This window comes from Bacillus cereus group sp. MYBK5-2 (assembly GCF_051915685.1).
In the GTDB taxonomy this organism is placed as follows: Bacteria; Bacillota; Bacilli; order Bacillales; family Bacillaceae_G; genus Bacillus_A; species Bacillus_A cereus.
In genome coordinates this window covers 169,612-189,479 of the sequence record NZ_JBQAFE010000009.1, presented here as the reverse complement: position 1 = coordinate 189,479, position 19,868 = coordinate 169,612, and the positions used below count along the sequence as shown (strand labels likewise).

The window sequence follows — 19,868 nt, the reverse complement described above, 5'->3', positions numbered from 1 at the left end:
GAGATAAAATGATGAGAAAAGTTGACTTATTAGTCATATTTTTTAGTATTCATTTTGAGAATTTCCTGTATAATACAATTTGAAAGAAAATCTATGGTTCGACAAGGAACACTCCTTTCGGTTTTGCTCACTGAAAGGAGTGTTTTTTATGTAGCTAAAAATTCTTGCGTGCTTATTACATTTGCATATACGCCATTTAAACTAGCTAAAATTGTATTGTGAATGTAAACAGCTGGTATAGTAGCGTTCTTAAAAGAAAGGTCTTTTGTAGCACAAGCATCATGTATAACGGTACATTGAAAGCCAAAATCGAATGCAGCCCTTACTGTAGCATCGATACACATATGAGTCATCATCCCACATACAACGACATGTTCAATATTTAAACGTTTTAATTGCTCTAGAAGATTAGTTTCTCGGAAGCTATTTGGATAATGTTTGACTATAACTGTTTCTTCTCTAAGTGGACGTACGCTTTCGTGAATATGTACACCTTCTGTATTAGGTAGGAAAAAAGTAGCGTCATCTTTTATAGCTACGTGTTGGATATGAAGAATAGGTTCGCTGTTTGTTCTAAAGTGTTGTAATAACTGATTAGCATATTCGCTTGCTTCTACTGGATTACGCAATTCCATCTTTCCATTTGGAAAATAATCGTTTTGAATATCGACGAGTAAAAGAGCTGTTTTCATATATTTATCTTCCTCCGAGTTTCATATTCAAATAAATTTATTCAATTCGTAGAGAGGATTCTCCTGTTTAAAAATATGAGGAAGAAGAATTTTAAATAACCTTGAAAGTTACTATTTTCTCATGAATTTTCATCTGAAAATTTTAATAAAGGAATAATTAATATTTTTCTAAAAAATGTATTGACTCTTATTATTCTGAGTTCTATAATGAGAATTAATTAAACGACAATTAAATCGATACATTCTTATCCAGAGAGGTGGAGGGACTGGCCCTACGATACCTCAGCAACGGGTTTTTTTAATACCGTGCTAACTCCAGCAAGCCATATAAAGGCTTGGAAGATGAGAAGATGTGAACGAGTACATATAAGTGCTCTCCTTCTTATCTTTATGGTTGATAAGAAGGAGAGCACTTTTTATTTTACCTCGAAAGCTCTACTTCAAGTTTTTACAGCATATAGGAGGGGAAAAAATGATTTCTTTTAACAATGTAAGTAAAGTGTATGAATCAGCTGGGCAATCTGTTCATGCGGTGAAGGATGTAACATTATCAGTTGAGAAAGGCGAAATTTTTGGCATTATCGGTTTTAGTGGCGCTGGAAAGAGTACGTTATTACGCTTAGTAAATATGTTAGAGAGACCGACGGCAGGAACGATTTCAATAGATGATAAAGACATTACATCATTATCGACGAAAGAATTACGTAAACTGAGACAAAGAATTGGAATGATTTTTCAAAGTTTTAATTTATTTAATTCAAGAACAGTATTTGGAAATATTGCTTATCCATTAAAGTTAGCGAAAGTGCCAAAGAATGAGATAAAAGAAAGAGTAAATGAACTGCTGAAGTTTGTAGGGTTAGAAGATAAAGCAAACTATTACCCAGAGCAGCTATCAGGTGGACAAAAGCAGCGTGTGGGCATTGCTAGAGCACTTGCGACATCGCCAGATATTCTTATATGTGATGAGGCAACATCAGCCTTAGATCCAGAAACAACGACAGAAATTCTAAACTTATTAAAGAAAGTAAATAGAGAATACAATTTAACAATTCTTCTTATTACACATGAAATGCATGTTGTGAAAGAAATTTGTCACCGTGTAGCTGTAATGGAGAAGGGAAAAGTTATTGAAGAAGGAAAACTGTTTGATGTTTTCACGCAACCAAAAACAAAGACGACTCAAAACTTTGTACGTTCTGTCATTAATGATCATTTACCGGAAAGTGTTCTAGCGAAAATTCAAAATGGTGGTCAAATTTATCGTCTAACATTTACTGGTGAGGAGACAGGACAGCCGGTACTATCATATATCGCAAAAAACTATAACGTCGATGTAAATGTACTGTACGGAAATATTATTGAACTTCAAAATGTGCTATTTGGAAATCTTCTTGTAGAGTTGCAAGGGGAGCAGAGGGAAATTCAAAAAGCATTACAACATCTAAGACTGCAAGTGCAGCTGAAGGAGGTAGAAGCTCATGCGAGTTGATTGGAGTATATTTTGGCCGCGCATACTAGATGCGACGGGGGATACCCTCTTAATGGTAATTGTAACCCTTATATTCGCTACAATTCTTGGTATACCTCTAGGTTTACTTTTATATGTAACGAGAAAAGGAAACTTTTTAGAAAATAAATGGGTCTTTTCTATTCTTAACATCATAATTAATACAATTCGTCCGGTACCATTCATTATCTTTTTAGTAGCTTTAAGTCCACTAACGAGAAGTGTTATCGGAACGACGATTGGAACAGCAGCGGCAATTTTCCCGATGACGTTAGTCGCATCAATTGGTATTGCTAGAATGGTTGAAACAAACCTTGTTTCCGTTCCGAAAGGAGTAATTGAGGCAGCACAAGCAATGGGCGCCTCGCCAATTAGAATCGTTTTTGAAATCCTTGTACCAGAAGCGTTAGCGCCATTAATCTTAGGTGTCACATTTATGACAGTTGGTTTAATTGAATTTTCTGCAGTTGCTGGGCTTGTCGGTGGTGGCGGTCTTGGTGATTTAGCAATGACATATGGTTATCAACGTTTTGATACATCAGTTATGTTCGTAACGGTCGTGTTACTTATTATTCTCGTACAGATAGCTCAAAATTTAGGAAATTACTTTGCGAAAGTCTTGTTACGCAGATCATAAAAAGGAAGAGAGGAAAAGAAAATGAAGAAAATTTTAGCATTTGCATTATCAGCGATTGTAGGAGTCTCAGTATTAAGCGGCTGCTCAAGTGGAGACACGGGTGCAGGAGCAAAAGAGAAAACAGTTCGCATTGGTGTAACTGGAACGGATGGAAACGCTTGGGAAATTGTAAAGGGAAAAGCTGAAAAAGAAGGGATTAAAGTTAAACTGATTGAGTTCTCTGATTACACAACGCCAAATAAAGCGTTAGCTGATGGAGATATTGAACTAAACTCATTCCAACATATTGCGTTCTTAGAGCAATTTAAAAAGGAACATAAGTTAGATATTACAGCTGTTGGTACAACACAAATTGCACCAATGGGTTTATACTCTGAAAAATATAAGAAATCAAATGAAATCCCAGATGGTTCAGAAATTGCAATTCCAAACGATCCAACGAACCAAGCACGTGCATTAAAACTTCTTGATGCAGCTGGATTATTAAAGCTGAAAAAGGATTTTGGTCTATTTGGAGATCCAAGTGGTATTGCTGAAAATCCGAAGAAATTAAAAATTACACCGGTTATCGCACAGCAAACACCTCGTGTGTTAAAAGATGTAGCGGCATCAGTTATTAATAACGGTGTTGCTGGTCAAGCTGGATTAGATCCAGCGAAGGATCCTATTTTCTTAGAAGATCCAAAGAATGAAAATGCGAAGCCTTATATTAATATTTTCGCAGCTCGTACGAAAGATAAAGATGATCCAACACTGAAAAAAGTAATTGAATTATACCATTCAAAAGAAGTAACAGATGCAATTAAGAAAGAAACAAATGATGGTTCAATTTCAGTAGATCTTTCACTTGAGGAGCTTAAAAAAATCGTAAAATAATGATTGGGTTTAATGGACTAACAGAAGGAACCCCTCCGCTGTTAGTTCGTTCAACATATAAACTTAACAAACAAACCCTAATTCTGTACCTTCCAATTTTGTATAACGTAGAATCCAATGTTTGTTAAGTAGAGTAATGGACCAGGAGTTTTCCTGGTCTTTTTTTATGAATGAAAATAGCTAGCGAACAGTAAGGTAATCCAAATTATAATGGGATAAGAAAATAAGCTGAAAAGGAGTGTAATTACGAATTGCTTTTGATGAATTAAGTGTTTTTTGGATAAAAAAAAGAAAATAGAAAAGAGAGTAATGAAAAATGCTGATATTACGCCGGGGTTATAGGAGCGATAAATGAAAAACAAAATAATATGTTGAACAGAGTTAAAGAAGATGGCCCCTTGTATAAAAATAATCCAGCATATAGAAGACAAGAAGTTAAGTTGATATAGAAAGACGATAAGTAATACAAAGATTGTTAATACGGAAATGGCAATGAAAAATTGTTGGCTAGTTATAAGACGGATTGAAAATTGATTAGCAAGATATTGTGGCATTTGGAAAGCTTCTTCAAGGTTATGAATGAAAAATAATAAGGGAATGATCCAGAGTATAGTAGTGGAATGCTTTTTCATCAACTTACATCACTCCAATAAAGTATAGAAAGCCTAAAAAAGGCCCTCTATACAGAGATAGTTATTCAATTATGATATTTTTTAAATTAACTTCATGATGATCTCGTTCTTTCGGATAAGCAGCTAGCTCCTCTTGCAAAATATTTAATATTTGCTTAGCTGATTGCTGGATTGGATTAGGTAGCTCTTCTAATATATGCATCCCGACTTTTACTTTTGTACGAATTACCCTTCGTAGTAGTTCCTCATGCATGCACTACACCTCCAAACCGAATGTTTAGTATATCTTCTTCAAATTTTGCCCCTTGAATAGAAAGGTGTGTTAACGTTTTTGGCAATGTAATATTTCGTTTCACAGAGCCAGCTCGAATAATTAGCTCATCACCTTTTTGATTTAATGAAAGTTCACTTTTGTTTGAGAAGGGAATAGAAAGAATGAAAATATAATCATCGCCATCTTTTCTTACATATTGTGTGCGGCCGTTAAATTTCACTTCAGTAGGACAATGATCAGTTTTAAATAAAGCATCTCCTACACGCTCTAACATAGGTAAACCAACAACTTCTTGTTCAAACATTGGAGCTTCGTAAATAGGAAGTGGATCAAAACTATTTTGAATTAATGTTTTATATTTCTTTTGCGTATCTTTCCATGCTTGAAAATAAGGATCGGTGACGGTGTTAGGGATGACGCGATTAATCATAATGGCATCTACGTTATAATCGTATAAATTTAAATAAGTAAAGCTACGCTGAGCTTCTTTAATGACCATTTTTTCAGGATTTACAACGATGCGGATACTTGTTACTTCTCGGTTTGATAAAATATCTCTCATTTCTCCGAGCTGTTCAAGTGTATTTGTTAATTCGTCCATAATATCATCGGTTGGAAGAGGGACACCAAGGAGTGGTTGAGCTACAGGACGAACGACTTTTAAAACTTTTCTTTTAATAGGAAACAATTTTTCCATCCACCAGCCGAGCATGTCTGGAAAGCTTAGCATTGCTAATGTTTCTCCTGTTGGAGCACAATCAATAATGATAACATCATATGTGTTTTGTTTATAATAATCGAGTACGCGAAGTAAGCTAATTAAATCTTCCATACCAGGAAACATCGTTAATTCTTCTGTTGTAATATCATCGGCTGCTTTGGAAGTGAAGAGTAGTGTAATATATTTCTGTAATTTTCCCCATCCTTTTTCCATCTCATAAATCGTATTAATTTCTTGTGCCCACAAATTTTCACGAATTTCTAATGGCTCAGAAGATAGCTTTATACCAAATGAATCTCCTAAACTATGAGCGGGATCTGTACTCATGACTAAAGTTTTTAATCCTTGTTTTGCGCTTTGAATTGCTGTTGCTGCTGAAATGCTAGTTTTTCCTACGCCGCCTTTACCTGTATACAAAATAATTCTCATCATTCATATCTCCTTTGTTTCGAATATCGAATATTACGAGTGTCGAAGTAAATGATTGAATAAAAACCCAGATAGGGTTTTATTCAATCGGAATGTTTTTCATTTTAGGTGTAGAAACTTTTTCTTCTGTTTTTTGCTGTGACGTAGCAATGTGATTCATAATCTTTTGGAAGATTTGTAGTAAGAATGCTTTTTCTTCTTCTGACAATGCTTCTGTCACTAAGCTAAAGTAGTGGGCTGCATTTTGTTTTACTTCTTGAACGAGCATTACGCCGTTTTCTGTTAACCGAATTAATACAATACGTCGGTCGTTTTCATCACGGTAGCGCTCAATATATCCCTTTTTTACAAGGCGATTTACAACGCCCGTCGTTGTACTCATCGGTATATCAAGAAGGTCAGCAATTTTCGTCATTGTAATATCTGTATTTCGTTCCATCCAAAGTAAACAAAATACTTCTGTTTTAGAAAGTGTTAAATCTAGGCTTACCCATTCTTCAGGATAGAAAAGTTTCTTGGCGTTATCTAGCAGTAAGTCTAAAAAATGTTCATATTGCAACAATTAATTCCACTCCCGTATATTTCGAGGTTCGTAATATTTATTTTTATTTTATGTAGAATAGAAAAAATTGTCAATGATTTTAATTATTTTTTCAGATTAGACAGAAAACTTTCTTTAAAATAGTATTCTTTTATGATAGATTTATAAATATAAAACTAGAATTTACATAAAAATCCATCATGGTAAATATACTTATCTATAATGGGTATACAGCTAACGAGGGGGAGAACGATGAGAAGACGTAATACGCAAGCGTTCACATTTTTAGCATGGACTTCATTTGTTTGTGCGCTTTCAGGTATGCTAATTGGGATTTATACGTTAGATGAAACGCTTAGTGTAAAAGGATACTATTTAATTGGAACATTATTTTTAACGATGTCTTGTTTTGTATTACAAAAAACAATTCGTGATAATGAAGAAGATAACGAGAGATTTCCAAAAAATAAACCGTTAGATAAAGAGTAAATTGTAAAGAAAGGCATTTGCCTTTCTTTTTTTATGTAAAAATGGCGTAAGTACTCTGTGTTGACTTGCTTGAAGTACTGAAAATTTGGTATCATCAATAGTATTGTAGATTGAACGATATATTATGGAGGTGGCCTAGCCGTGTCAAGAATTTCCGTTGAGAATGTAAAGCACGTAGCACATTTAGCACGTCTTGCAATTACTGATCAAGAAGCAGAAAAATTTCAAAAACAACTAGATGCAATTGTTACATTTGCAGAACAGTTAAATGAATTAGATACAACAGATGTAAAACCAACAACTCATGTATTAACTATGAAAAATGTTATGCGTGAAGATGTACCAGAAAAAGGTTTGCCAGTTGAAGAAGTATTAAAAAATGCACCGGATCACAAAGATAATCAAATCCGTGTTCCAGCAGTATTAGAATAGAGGAGGGGAATTTCGATGTCATTATTTGATCATTCAGTATCAGAGTTACATAAGAAGTTAAACAACAAAGAAATTTCCGTTACGGATTTAGTAGAAGAATCTTACAAACGTATTGCGGATGTTGAAGATAACGTAAAAGCTTTTCTTACATTAGATGAAGAAAATGCACGCGCAAAAGCGAAAGAATTAGATGCAAAAATCGGCGCTGAAGATAATGGTTTATTATTCGGTATGCCAATTGGTGTAAAAGATAACATTGTAACTAACGGTCTTCGTACAACTTGTGCAAGCAAAATATTAGCAAACTTCGATCCAATTTATGATGCGACAGTTGTGCAAAAGCTAAAAGCTGCTGACACAATTACAATCGGTAAATTAAACATGGACGAGTTCGCAATGGGTTCTTCAAATGAAAACTCAGGATTCTACGCTACGAAAAACCCATGGAACTTAGATTACGTTCCAGGCGGATCTAGTGGTGGTTCTGCAGCAGCTGTAGCAGCAGGAGAAGTACTATTCTCTCTAGGTTCTGATACGGGTGGTTCTATCCGTCAGCCAGCTGCATATTGCGGTGTTGTAGGTTTAAAACCAACTTACGGACGCGTATCTCGTTACGGATTAGTAGCATTCGCATCTTCACTTGACCAAATCGGACCGATTACACGTACAGTAGAAGACAATGCATACTTATTACAAGCTATTTCAGGTATTGACCGCATGGATGCAACTTCTGCAAACGTTGAAGTTGGAAACTATTTAGCTGGTTTAACAGGCGATGTTAAAGGTTTACGCATTGCTGTACCGAAAGAATACTTAGGCGAAGGTGTTGGCGAAGAAGCTCGTGAGTCAGTACTAGCTGCTTTAAAAGTATTAGAAGGTATGGGCGCAACTTGGGAGGAAGTATCTCTTCCACACTCTAAATACGCTCTAGCAACGTATTACTTACTATCTTCTTCTGAAGCATCTGCTAACCTTTCACGCTTTGATGGCGTGCGTTACGGTGTTCGTTCTGATAATGTAAATAACTTATTAGATCTTTACAAAAACACACGTAGTGAAGGTTTCGGTGATGAAGTTAAACGTCGTATTATGCTTGGTACATTTGCTCTTAGCTCTGGTTACTATGATGCATATTACAAAAAAGCACAACAAGTACGTACATTAATTAAGAACGACTTTGAAAATGTATTTGCTAACTATGATGTTATTATTGGACCAACAACACCAACTCCGGCATTTAAAGTGGGAGAAAAAGTTGACGATCCAATGACAATGTATGCAAATGACATTTTAACAATCCCAGTAAACTTAGCGGGTGTTCCAGCGATTTCAGTTCCATGTGGATTCGGTGCTAACAACATGCCACTTGGTCTACAAATCATTGGTAAACACTTCGATGAAGCGACAATTTACCGCGTTGCACATGCGTTTGAGCAAGCAACAGACTATCATACAAAAAAAGCAAGTCTGTAAGGAGGCGAGCATAGATGAATTTAGAAACAATTATTGGTTTAGAGGTTCACGTTGAGTTAAAAACAAATTCGAAAATTTTCTCTGCGAGTCCAACAGAATTCGGAGCGGAGCCAAATACACAAACAAGTGTAATTGACTTAGGATACCCAGGGGTACTTCCTACTTTAAATAAAGAAGCAGTTAACTTTGCGATGAAAGCTGCAATGGCATTAAACTGTGAAATCGCAACGGAAACGAAGTTTGACCGTAAAAACTATTTCTATCCAGATAACCCGAAAGCTTACCAAATCTCTCAATTTGATAAGCCAATTGGTGAAAATGGTTGGATTGAAATCGAAGTAGACGGTAAAAAGAAACGTATCGGTATTACACGTCTTCATTTAGAAGAAGATGCTGGTAAATCAACGCATACAGCTGATGGTTCATTAGTAGACTACAACCGTCAAGGTATGCCTTTAATCGAGATCGTATCTGAGCCAGATATGCGTACGCCAGAAGAAGCATATGCATACTTAGAGAAGTTAAAATCAATCATTCAATACACTGGTGTATCTGATTGTAAGATGGAAGAAGGTTCCTTACGTTGTGATGCGAACATTTCTCTTCGTCCAGTTGGACAAGAGAAGTTCGGTACAAAAGCGGAACTGAAAAACTTAAACTCATTCACTTACGTACAAAAAGGTCTTGAGCACGAGCAAGTGCGCCAAGAAAAAGAACTGTTATCTGGTGGTATCATCCAACAAGAAACACGTCGTTATGATGAAGCAACGAAGAAAACAATCTTAATGCGTGTGAAAGAAGGATCTGACGATTACCGTTACTTCCCGGAGCCAGACTTAGTTGAACTTTACATCGATGATGAGTGGAAAGAAGCAGTTCGAGCTTCTATTCCAGAACTTCCAGATGCACGTAAAGCTCGCTACGTTGCAGAACTAGGCTTACCAGCTTATGATGCACACGTGTTAACATTAACGAAAGAGATGTCTGATTTCTTTGAAGCAACTGTTGCAGACGGTGCTGATGCGAAATTAACATCGAACTGGTTAATGGGTGAAGTACTTGCATACTTAAACAAACAACAAAAAGAATTAAAAGACGTTGCATTAACGCCTGCTGGTTTATCTAAAATGGTTCAATTAATTGAAAAAGGTACAATTTCTTCTAAAATCGCGAAGAAAGTATTTAATGAATTAATTGAAAAAGGTGGAGACCCAGAAGAAATCGTTAAAGCGAAAGGTCTTGTTCAAATTTCTGACGAGGGTACACTTCGTAAAGTTGTAACAGAAATTCTTGATAATAATGAGCAATCTATCGAAGACTTTAAAAACGGTAAAGACCGTGCAATTGGCTTCTTAGTTGGTCAAATTATGAAAGCTACAAAAGGACAAGCAAATCCACCGCTTGTTAACAAAATCTTACTTGAAGAGATTAATAAGCGATAATAGTAGTAACTTTTAAAGATTAAGCAGAAAAACACCCGTACATGGGTGTTTTTCTAGGTTAATCAAACGTTTGTTTAAATGAGACAAAATCGTTTAAACAAACGTTTGATTAACTGTCAAAAGTGGAAAAATGTTTGTATAGCAACTATGGTATGATAGTTGCAAAAAGGTGGGAATAATGATAAATCTAAACATAGAGGTTTTTTTTCATCTCATGAAATAATAGATAGTTATTATTCGTTATATGTAAATTTTTATGGAAGAATGGATAGACATAAAGTGAAACTTTAATCAGTGGGAGGTTCATCCAAAGCTGATTATTAGCCCTCACCAATCGGGCATTTACTGCCCGCAAATAGCGGGATAAATTTTGGGGTCAAATAAAAAACCATTGAAATGAATATTTACTTTTGATGGACTACACGAATCGGGTTCTTACTGCCTGTTTGAGCGGGATAAAAGAAGGATAGCAAGATGAGAGGAGGTAGGCATGGGAATACTGAATAGAAGTTCAGTATGTTCTTTTACGATACATAAAGAAATTTCCTGTGCTAATAAATGATGAAGCGAGCAAGAATTATTTATAATCCTACTTCTGGGCGTGAGCTATTTAAGAAGAGCTTACCAGAAGTATTACAAAAATTAGAACAAGCTGGCTATGAGACATCTTGTCATGCGACAACGGGTCCTGGAGACGCTACTGTGGCGGCGAGGCAAGCTGCGGATCGTAAGTTTGATGTTGTTATTGCGGCTGGTGGCGACGGTACATTAAATGAAGTAGTAAACGGTTTAGTTGGGCATGAATTCCGTCCGAAATTTGGAATTATTCCAGTTGGAACGACAAATGACTTTGCACGTGCAATTGGTGTACCTCGTTCTATTGAAGAGGCAGCAGATATTATTTGCGAAGGAAAAACAGTGCCATTAGACCTTGGTAGAGCGAACGATACATATTTTATTAACATCGCTGGTGGCGGTCGTATTACAGAATTAACATACGAAGTACCGAGTAAGTTAAAGACAGTATTAGGGCAGCTTGCTTATTACCTAAAAGGTATCGAGATGTTACCATCATTGCATCCGACATATGTTGAAATTGAGTATGATGGAAAGTTACTACAAGAAGAAATTACGATGTTTTTAATTACGAATACTCGTTCAGTAGGTGGATTTGAAAAAGTAGCACCGTATGCATCTATTAACGATGGGTTATTTGACCTATTAGTACTGAAAAAAGGTTCTATCGCTGATTTAATTAAAGCAGCAACACAAGCACAACGTGGTGAACATATTAATAATCCAAAAGTGTTATATACACAAGCGAACCGAATTAAAGTACATTCACCAGATAAACTAATGATTAATTTAGATGGTGAGTATGGTGGAGATGCACCGATGGAATTCGAAAATATATATCATTGTTTAGAACTATTTGTTCCTGAACATCAAGAGGATGCCCTGTAAAGGCATCCTTTTTTACTTTGTTAAAATGAATTGTAAATTGGGAGTTAGTTTGATTTTTATGGTATTTTTACAATTCTTTTATTTTACATCCATACTTTATTGATACACTGGAAGAGATAAGAAATGAGAGGTAGGGTAACTAACTGTTACGATTTATTTAACCGATTATAACCAATGTTAATTAAATATATCAGTAAGCCCTGCTAGTCAAGTGATTGGCTAGTAGTGAGGGTTAACTGCGGGCAATCCCTAAAGCTGATTGAACTACAACGTGGCTAGAAATAGCGAGCGTGAATGTTGCGAAAGCAGAAAAAATCAATCAGATGGTGCAAGGTTAAATCCTAAACACTAGAACAATGGGTCTTCCGCCTCGAATCATCTAAGTCAAAATTGATAGGATGAACGTTCAACGACTATCTCGTATAACTGACGAGAGTACATCACAAGCCTATGGTGGTGGAAAAATCCTCTATCTCTAAAGAGATAAACATATAGTCTGCGCTCATGTGAAAACATGAGAAGTTCATAAGAGAACTGGCTAAGGAATTGCGCCCTTAGTTGAACAAGATAAATTTTATTGAATCTATCAAACTTTATCGATTTCATCGAACGTACGTGCTATGTTTGGTTCGATGAGGTGAGAATAATAATGAAATTTTCACGAGTTAGTCAAGTATCGGAATTAACAGGTTTGCATCCGAGTGGTCTCAGGAGAATGCTGGTGGAACACGCTACGATTCAGAAGAACAAATCTTTCATTAAAGGAGTTACATTCTGATGATATTGGCGAAGAAAGTTAGACTGATTCCAACGCCTGAACAAGAAAAAGTGCTTAGAAACCATGCTGGTGCTGGAAGATTTGCTTATAACTATTGTAAAAGAATAAGTGATAGATATTATAAGCTATTTGGAAAATCTGTTTCACAGTTAGCTTTACAGAAACGATTTACAAAGATCAAGAAGCGAAAGAGATATGAGTGGTTACATGACATCAACGCACAAGTTCCTAAACAGGCTTCAAAAGATTTTGACAAGGCGCGAAAACATTCGTTCAAAAAGTACAAAAATGGTTATCACACTTCTTATAAATCCAAAAAAGATTTAATTCAAGGGTTTTATGCCAATTATGAAAGACTGATTATAGGAAAGAAAGTAGTTGATATTCAGTCTATTGGAGAAGTGAAAACAAGCCAACAACTACCAAGAAACAAAAAGCCATCCAATCCAAGAGTTACCTTTGATGGTCGTCACTGGTGGATTAGTGTAGGGTTCCAAGAAGACTTTGAATCACAAGAACTAACCAATGAGTCGATTGGTGTGGATGTTGGTTTAAAAGAGCTGTTTGTAGCTTCTAATGGTACGAAAGAACGAAATATAAACAAAGATGCTAAGGTTAAAAAACTTTTGAAAAGGAAAAAGTCAGCACAAAGAGATATGTCTAGGAGATTTAAAAAAGGTGTAAAAATTCAATCTGCCGGATATGAAAAAGCGAAAGCTGAGCACCTGCGGTTATCTAGGAAAATTACGAATATCCGAAATAACCATATCCATCAAGCAACAGCTAGATTGGTGAAAACCAAACCAATGAGAATTGTTGTGGAAGACTTATCTATCTCAAACCTGTTAAAAAACAAAAAACTATCGAAAGCATTTTCATTTCAAAAATTACACTTCTTCTTTCAATGTCTGTCATACAAGTGCGAGAAGTACGGCATTGCGTATGTAAAAGCTGATAAATGGTTCGCTTCAAGCAAGATTTGCTCATGTTGCAGAGTAAAATACGACCATTCAGTTCAACCAGAAGGACAGTGGAGTTTAAAAATACGTGAGTGGCGTTGTGCTTCATGTAATAGCCATCACGATAGAGATTTAAATGCTTCGATAAATTTATCAAGATGGGTAAAATAAAAGCTTGATAATAGGAGGTAACGATACTGCCTCGTGTGGAGTGTTATACCCCTCGTCCCTTTGGGGCTGCGAGAACACGATGAAGCACTAACTTGTGTGAATTTGATTGAATTGTATAGATTTAGTTAAGTTTATCGTATCGGTGCTATGGAGAAGGTAAAAGCAATATTATTTGATAAAGATGGGACATTAATGGATTTTCATTCAATATGGATAAAAGTAGCTGAAGAACTTGTAGCTGAATGTATAAGTTTATATCATTTACCAAGTACAATGCGGCAGACCTTATTAGAAGAGATTGGTGTAGAGGGAGCATTTGTTAATCCAAGGAGTGCAATAGCTGCTGGAACAAGCCTTGATGTAGCGAAGGGGCTTTGTAATTATATTGAGTCTGCTAGAGAAGAAGAGATGCATCAGTGGGTAAGTGAGAAGTTATTTTCCCTTATGTATGAGCATCGTTCGCATATGAAAATGACAGCAGACTTACCGAAAGTGTTACAGGCATTAAAAGATAAAGGATTTATATTAGGGGTTGTCACGGCGGATGATTTCGCACCAACAGAATTATTTTTAAAACAATATAAGTTGGAGAACTTTTTTGATTATATTATAGCCTCGGATACATTCCCTGCGCAAAAACCAGATAAAAAGATTATAGAAGTGTTTTGTGAGAAATTTAATTTAGAATCATGCGAGGTTGCGGTTGTTGGAGATACGCCAACTGATTTACATTTAGCTAAAAATGGCGATTGCTATGCAATTGGGGTGCTATCTGGTACAGGAGACCGTCCAACATTAGAACCACTTGCTGATTTAGTGTTAGATTCTGTTGGAGAGTTTATTTCTCAATCGGGTGAGTTTTTCTGGGAGAAAGAAAAGTCTAATGTGTAAGGAAAATAAGTCTATAAAGACTCTTAATGAGTCTTTATAGACTTATTTTTTATGCCTGGATACAAAGAATATAGGATAAATGCTAGAAAAGAAAGTTGGCATATATTTTGCAATAAAAAGAGAAAACAATGTAAAGAAAAGGATGGGGTACGCAATGAACACAAAAAAATTTGCTAAAGTAAATGAACAAATTCCAGGACCGAAAGCGGCATCTTTATTAGAACGCCGTCAAAATATAGTACCAAAAGGAGTAAGTAACGGCATCCCAACGTTTGTACAATCTGCCAATGGTGCTCTTGTAACAGATGTTGATGGCAATCAGTACATTGATTTTGCAGGAGCAATCGGGACAATTAACGTAGGGCATTGTCATCCAACGGTTAAAGAAGCGCTCCATAAACAAGTCGATCAATACATTCATACTGGATTTAACGTCATGATGTATGAGCCATATATTGAATTAGCAGAAAAGCTTGCGGCATTGGCACCAGGAAGTTTCGATAAGCAAGTCCTGTTTTTAAATAGTGGTGCAGAAGCAGTTGAGAACGCGGTGAAAATCGCTCGTAAATATACGAAGAGACCTGGTATTATCGCATTTTCTAAAGGTTTCCACGGGCGTACATTAATGACAATGACGATGACAAGTAAAGTGAAGCCATATAAATTCGGGTTTGGTCCCTTTGCTCCAGAAGTATATAAAGCGCCATTTCCATACGAATACCGTCGCCCAGAGGGATTAACGGAAGAGCAGTATGATGATTTTATTATTGAAGAGTTTAAGAACTTCTTCATATCGGAAGTAGCACCAGAAACAATTGCAGCTGTTGTAATGGAACCTGTTCAAGGGGAAGGTGGATTTATCGTCCCAAGTAAGAAATTTGTTCAAGAAGTACGCCGCATTTGTTCAGAGAACGGCATCTTATTTGTAGCGGATGAAATACAAACAGGCTTTAGTCGTACAGGAAAATATTTTGCAATTGATCACTATGATGTCGTTCCAGATTTAATTACAGTGTCTAAATCGTTAGGTGCTGGTGTACCGATAAGTGGTGTCATTGGACGTAAAGAAATTATGAATGAGTCTGCACCAGGTGAACTTGGTGGAACGTATGCAGGAAGTCCACTAGGATGTGCGGCTGCATTAGCTGTTCTCGATGTAATAGAAAATGAGAAATTAAATGATAGAGCGATAGAATTAGGAAAAGTCGTAATGAACCGATTCGAAGAGATGAAAAATAAATATCATTGCATCGGTGATGTGCGTGGGTTAGGCGCAATGTGTGCATTTGAGGTTGTTCAAGATCGTAAGACGAAAGCACCTGACAAAACGTTAACGGCTAATCTATGTGCAGAAGCAAATAAGCGTGGGTTACTGTTATTATCAGCAGGGACATATGGAAATGTTATCCGTGTGTTAATGCCTTTAGTTATTACAGATGAGCAACTTGAAGAAGGTTTAACAATAATTGCAGAATCATTGCAAGCTTGTTATGAGCAAACAAACATCGCTCGCGTTTAAAAACTGAAGTATAAATAGCAAACATTCTAGCTGACTCTATATTAAATGCAGAAAATTCACTTTATAATAAAGGTAGTGAAGTGGATCGATGGATTTGAAGTTAGGGGTGGCTAGGATGGTTGCAGAAAAGGAACGAGTGTTAATGGATTTAAAAGATGTATTTGAATATGCGTTTGACGAAATTTTTGTTACAGATGAGCAAGGGATCGTTGTACGTGTAAATAGTACATGTGAAAGGCACTACCAACTAGCTGCAGAAGAGTTAGTTGGTAAGCATGTAAAAGAACTACAAAAGGATGGAATCTTTTATCCATCAGCGACATTAGAAGTGATTGAAAAAAAGAGGCCAATTGAACTCGTTCAAACTACAAAATCAGGAGAGTATTTACACGTTCGTACAAGGCCTGTTTTTGATGATGAGGGAAATTTAAGAAGAGTGATTAGTTATTCTCGCGACCTTACTGAACTCTATCAATTACGTCAAAAGGTAGAGGAAATGGATAATCAGCTAAAAACATATAAAAAAGAATTAAGAGAAACATATGAGCATGAAGGACTTATTTTTAAAAGTCTAGCTATGCAAAAAATAGTCGATACAATCAAAAAAGTATCTGTAGTGGATAGTACTGTTCTCGTTTTAGGCGAGACTGGAGTAGGAAAAAGTCGATTAGTACGCCATTTACATGAAGTGAGTCACCGTAAGCATGAAAGTTTCTATGAAATTAATTGTGCGGCATTGCCAACTAATTTAATTGAATCGGAGCTTTTTGGATATTCAGGTGGATCTTTTACAGGTGCGAATCGTGAAGGGAAAAAGGGACTATTAGAATCCGCGCATAAAGGAACTCTTTTTTTAGATGAAATCGGTGAAATGCCGCTTGAAATTCAAGCGAAGCTTTTGCAAGTATTGCAAGAAAAAACATTTCGTCCTATAGGCGGAAGAGAATTAAAAAAAGTGGATGTTCGAATTGTGGCGGCAACAAATAGAGATTTAAGCGAGATGGTGAAACAAGGAACATTTCGGAAAGATTTATACTATCGTTTGAATGTCATTCCAATTGCAATTCCCCCGCTTAGGGAAAGAACAGAAGATATTTTGCCGCTTATTTATCATTACTTGCAGCACTTTAATAAAAAGTACGGACGTGATGTGAAACTAGCGCCGAGTACGTTACAAATGTTTGTTGGATATCCGTGGGAAGGGAACAATAGAGAAATAGAGAATGTAATTGAGAGAATTGTTATTACTGTTGATGATGTTGTAACGGTAGAGGATTTGCCACTCTCTATGCAAGAGGCTGCAGTTGAACAATCGGGGCAAAGCCTTTATAAAATGCTGGAAGAGGTAGAGAGAAATATAATTCTTAAAGCGTATAAAACGTATGGATCAAGTTATAAAGTGGCTGAGTTTTTGCAAATTAGTCAATCTGCTGCTACTAGAAAAATTAAGAAGTTCATAGAGGAGGAAGAAAACATTGGATAAAAAGGCGACTTTCGTAAGTATAGATAAAAAGGCGATGTATATAAATGGTGAGTGGATTACACTACAAGAACAAATTGAAGTAAATAATCCTGCGACGAAGGAAATATTTGCAACTGTACCAAAAGGCGGAGTAACAGAGGCAAAGCAAGCTGTTGATGCTGCACATGAAGCTTTTAAAACGTGGTCTAAGTTAACGGCAGCAGATCGTGCCACGAAGTTAAAAAAGTGGTTCATGCTTATTGATAAAAATAAAGAAGAGATCGCAGCGATTATGACGAAGGAACAAGGAAAGCCGTTTGCAGAAGCGCTTGGTGAAGTAAATTATGCAAATAGTTTTGTTGAATGGTATGCAGAAGAGGGGAAACGTGTATATGGTGAAATGATTCCTGCTTCTCATCCGAATAAGCGCATTTTAGTTATGAAGCAACCAGTTGGCGTTATGGCAGCTATTACCCCTTGGAACTTCCCGGCAGCGATGATTACGAGAAAGGTAGCCCCAGCGCTTGCAGCAGGCTGTACAGCCGTTGTGAAACCGGCGAGTCAAACGCCATTAACTGCATTGAAATTAGCTGAATTAGCCCATGAAGCAGATATTCCAAAGGGCGTAATCAATATCGTAACAGGTAGTGCAAAAGCAATTGCTGATACATGGATGGAAGATAGTCGCGTTCGAAAAGTGTCCTTTACAGGGTCAACGGAAATCGGGAAAGAGTTAATGGCTAGTGCGGCGCAAACGATGAAAAAAGTTTCGCTTGAGTTAGGGGGTCACGCTCCGTTTATCGTAATGAATGATGCAGATTTAGATAAAGCAGTAGAAGCGGTGATTGGTTCGAAATTCCGTAACGCAGGACAAACGTGTATATGTACAAACCGAGTATTCGTTCAAGAAGAAGTATACGAAGTATTTGTAGAGAAGTTCGAAAAGGCAGTAGGGCAGTTGAAAGTAGGAGACGGTTTCGGTGACGGAACGACTGTCGGGCCACTTATTGATGAGAATGCAGTTTCAAAAGTACAAGAACATATTGAAGATGCTATTCAAAAAGGTGGAACAGTTTTATATGGTGGTCAAAAGGTCGCGGAGTTAGAGGGACATTTCATTCAACCGACTGTAATTGGGTTGGCAAATGATACGATGCTTTGTATGAATGAAGAAACATTTGGGCCAGTGGCACCAGTTGCGAAATTTAAAACAGTTGATGAAGTAATCGAACGTGCAAACAATACACCATACGGTTTAGCTGCGTATATTTTCACGAAAGACATTAGCCAAGCATTCCAAATTAGTGAAGCGTTAGAGTACGGTATTATCGGTCTAAACGATGGTCTTCCATCAGTTGCACAAGCACCATTTGGTGGATTTAAAGAAAGTGGTATCGGTCGTGAAGGAGGCCATTTCGGCATCGAGGAATATTTAGAAATTAAATATATTTCATTGGGACTATAAGTAGTATACTAGAATCTCTATAAGGTAACAGAGAAGGAGATTCTAGTATGGTATATTGGCTATTATTACTTGTTACAATTATTTTTGAAGTAGCTGGAACAATTGCGATGAAACTATCAAATGGTTTAACAAAGCTTGTTCCAAGTGTACTGATTTTCGTGTTTTATGGGATTTGTTTCAGCGTGTTTGCCATCGTTGTGAAAAAGATTCATTTAAGTATTGCTTATGCTATTTGGTCTGGCGTTGGAACATTACTTATTACAATCATTAGTGTGTACTTTTTTAAAGAGCATATTAGTTTATTTCAAGCATTTTGTATTCTTTTTATTGTTTTGGGTGTCATTGGGCTTAAGGTTTCATCGGCATCATGAAAGCTATCTTTTGTAGAAGATAGCTTTTTTCTATTTGTGCAGTTAGCAATTAATACGACAAAATATGACAAGAAAGAGTAAAGCGTTTTGTTATGATACATATGAAATATTGTCTTATGTGGAGGAAAGAGTATGTTAAAAAAGGTAAGTCAAATTGTTTTAATTTTTGGCATAGCTTTTAGTTTAAGTGCTTGCACTGAGACTAAAGATAGTAATGAAAGTAAACAAGAAGATGTTCAAGATAAAGTGTATAAAATAGGGGAGACAGTAGACGTAGATGGTTTGCAAGTAACTATCGATTCAGTTAAATTAGGATATCCGGATTATGATGAGAATAAAAAGAAAGAGGAGATTTTGGGGATTATTTTCAAAGTAGAAAATAATAGTAAAAAGGAAATACCTTTTGCATTTTATGAATTTGAGATTACCGATAAGAAAGGTACAAGATTTAAAGAATATAATAACCCTGATAGCTTTATTAGTAAAAAGTTAGCACCAGATGAAAAAATTCAAGATATCATGCTATTTGACGTAGCGAAAGAAAATACGTATATCGCTACGTATAGACCGGAGTTTACGCATGAAAATAGAACGATAAAATTTGAATTGAAACCAAATAAATAAAGAAACACATTGGATT

The 19,868-nt window shown here is 36.2% G+C and carries 19 protein-coding genes, 1 pseudogene and 1 riboswitch; of the genes and pseudogenes, 15 read left to right on the top strand and 5 right to left on the bottom strand.

Annotated elements, in window-relative coordinates:
• Positions 1–127 precede the first annotated feature (127 nt).
• Positions 128–692: pseudogene (locus ACTFP3_RS24650) on the bottom strand (cysteine hydrolase family protein).
• A gap of 242 nt (positions 693–934) precedes the next feature.
• A riboswitch (SAM riboswitch) is annotated at positions 935–1,041 on the top strand.
• A 123-nt stretch (positions 1,042–1,164) separates the two neighbouring features.
• On the opposite strand from ACTFP3_RS24650, the gene ACTFP3_RS24645 reads away from it, so the two are divergent.
• From ACTFP3_RS24645 to ACTFP3_RS24635, 3 genes are read left to right on the top strand one after another with little or no spacing between them, the layout of a single operon-like run.
• Positions 1,165–2,184, top strand: coding sequence for a methionine ABC transporter ATP-binding protein (locus ACTFP3_RS24645; RefSeq protein ID WP_074618900.1), 1,020 nt, complete (start codon positions 1,165–1,167; stop codon positions 2,182–2,184).
• Complete coding sequence (locus ACTFP3_RS24640; RefSeq protein WP_001261865.1) at positions 2,174–2,839, top strand: methionine ABC transporter permease; 666 nt, start codon at positions 2,174–2,176, stop codon at positions 2,837–2,839. Before ACTFP3_RS24645 ends, ACTFP3_RS24640 begins: the two co-directional genes overlap by 11 nt.
• Before the next feature lie 21 nt (positions 2,840–2,860).
• Positions 2,861–3,715, top strand: coding sequence for a MetQ/NlpA family ABC transporter substrate-binding protein (locus tag ACTFP3_RS24635; RefSeq protein WP_326036205.1), 855 nt, complete (start codon positions 2,861–2,863; stop codon positions 3,713–3,715).
• Positions 3,716–3,879: 164 nt separating this feature from the next.
• Here ACTFP3_RS24635 and ACTFP3_RS24630 read toward each other — a convergent pair whose 3' ends face one another.
• The 4 genes from ACTFP3_RS24630 to ACTFP3_RS24615 all read right to left on the bottom strand — a co-directional run bounded on the left by ACTFP3_RS24630 (position 3,880) and on the right by ACTFP3_RS24615 (position 6,333).
• Positions 3,880–4,347: an HXXEE domain-containing protein gene (locus tag ACTFP3_RS24630; RefSeq protein WP_002182395.1), complete on the bottom strand. Its 468-nt coding sequence runs from the start codon at positions 4,345–4,347 to the stop codon at positions 3,880–3,882.
• Positions 4,348–4,408: 61 nt separating this feature from the next.
• Positions 4,409–4,600 (bottom strand): DUF3926 domain-containing protein, encoded by a 192-nt coding sequence (locus ACTFP3_RS24625; RefSeq protein WP_000544106.1) that lies wholly within the window; start codon positions 4,598–4,600, stop codon positions 4,409–4,411.
• The gene (locus ACTFP3_RS24620; RefSeq protein WP_002182396.1) at positions 4,593–5,774 is read right to left on the bottom strand and encodes an ArsA family ATPase; all 1,182 of its coding nucleotides are present in this window, start codon (positions 5,772–5,774) and stop codon (positions 4,593–4,595) included. The genes ACTFP3_RS24625 and ACTFP3_RS24620 overlap by 8 nt, the downstream gene beginning before the upstream one ends.
• Before the next feature lie 76 nt (positions 5,775–5,850).
• Complete coding sequence (locus ACTFP3_RS24615) at positions 5,851–6,333, bottom strand: MarR family winged helix-turn-helix transcriptional regulator (RefSeq protein ID WP_000942482.1); 483 nt, start codon at positions 6,331–6,333, stop codon at positions 5,851–5,853.
• Between the two features lie 231 nt (positions 6,334–6,564).
• Here ACTFP3_RS24615 and ACTFP3_RS24610 point away from each other — a divergent pair, with 231 nt between their 5' ends.
• The 12 genes from ACTFP3_RS24610 (at position 6,565) to ACTFP3_RS24555 (ending at position 19,852) form a co-directional block, all read left to right on the top strand.
• Positions 6,565–6,801, top strand: coding sequence for a YiaA/YiaB family inner membrane protein (locus ACTFP3_RS24610; protein ID WP_001254393.1), 237 nt, complete (start codon positions 6,565–6,567; stop codon positions 6,799–6,801).
• Positions 6,802–6,942: 141 nt separating this feature from the next.
• The gene (gene gatC / locus ACTFP3_RS24605; protein ID WP_000086999.1) at positions 6,943–7,233 is read left to right on the top strand and encodes an Asp-tRNA(Asn)/Glu-tRNA(Gln) amidotransferase subunit GatC; all 291 of its coding nucleotides are present in this window, start codon (positions 6,943–6,945) and stop codon (positions 7,231–7,233) included.
• A gap of 15 nt (positions 7,234–7,248) precedes the next feature.
• Positions 7,249–8,706: an Asp-tRNA(Asn)/Glu-tRNA(Gln) amidotransferase subunit GatA gene (gene gatA, locus ACTFP3_RS24600; protein ID WP_000051433.1), complete on the top strand. Its 1,458-nt coding sequence runs from the start codon at positions 7,249–7,251 to the stop codon at positions 8,704–8,706.
• Between the two features lie 14 nt (positions 8,707–8,720).
• The gene (gene gatB / locus ACTFP3_RS24595) at positions 8,721–10,148 is read left to right on the top strand and encodes an Asp-tRNA(Asn)/Glu-tRNA(Gln) amidotransferase subunit GatB (RefSeq protein ID WP_001047685.1); all 1,428 of its coding nucleotides are present in this window, start codon (positions 8,721–8,723) and stop codon (positions 10,146–10,148) included.
• A gap of 558 nt (positions 10,149–10,706) precedes the next feature.
• Positions 10,707–11,612, top strand: coding sequence for a diacylglycerol kinase (locus ACTFP3_RS24590; RefSeq protein WP_000977679.1), 906 nt, complete (start codon positions 10,707–10,709; stop codon positions 11,610–11,612).
• A 777-nt stretch (positions 11,613–12,389) separates the two neighbouring features.
• Positions 12,390–13,520 (top strand): RNA-guided endonuclease InsQ/TnpB family protein, encoded by a 1,131-nt coding sequence (locus ACTFP3_RS24585; RefSeq protein ID WP_440011473.1) that lies wholly within the window; start codon positions 12,390–12,392, stop codon positions 13,518–13,520.
• A gap of 147 nt (positions 13,521–13,667) precedes the next feature.
• Positions 13,668–14,411 carry an HAD family hydrolase gene (locus tag ACTFP3_RS24580; RefSeq protein WP_000416672.1) on the top strand — a complete coding sequence of 248 codons (744 nt, stop codon included), beginning with the start codon at positions 13,668–13,670 and terminating at the stop codon, positions 14,409–14,411.
• A gap of 154 nt (positions 14,412–14,565) precedes the next feature.
• On the top strand, positions 14,566–15,930 hold the full coding sequence (gene gabT, locus ACTFP3_RS24575; protein WP_440011472.1) for a 4-aminobutyrate--2-oxoglutarate transaminase: 1,365 nt from the start codon (positions 14,566–14,568) through the stop codon (positions 15,928–15,930).
• Positions 15,931–16,045: 115 nt separating this feature from the next.
• Positions 16,046–17,413: a sigma-54 interaction domain-containing protein gene (locus ACTFP3_RS24570; RefSeq protein ID WP_000225136.1), complete on the top strand. Its 1,368-nt coding sequence runs from the start codon at positions 16,046–16,048 to the stop codon at positions 17,411–17,413.
• Positions 17,406–18,857, top strand: a complete 1,452-nt coding sequence (gabD, locus tag ACTFP3_RS24565; protein WP_000358126.1) for an NADP-dependent succinate-semialdehyde dehydrogenase — start codon at positions 17,406–17,408, stop codon at positions 18,855–18,857. The genes ACTFP3_RS24570 and gabD overlap by 8 nt, the downstream gene beginning before the upstream one ends.
• A gap of 47 nt (positions 18,858–18,904) precedes the next feature.
• Entirely contained in the window at positions 18,905–19,228 is a 324-nt protein-coding gene (locus tag ACTFP3_RS24560; RefSeq protein ID WP_000263262.1) for a DMT family transporter, read from the top strand.
• A gap of 132 nt (positions 19,229–19,360) precedes the next feature.
• Positions 19,361–19,852 (top strand): DUF4352 domain-containing protein, encoded by a 492-nt coding sequence (locus ACTFP3_RS24555; RefSeq protein WP_000915109.1) that lies wholly within the window; start codon positions 19,361–19,363, stop codon positions 19,850–19,852.
• Positions 19,853–19,868: the final 16 nt, after the last annotated feature.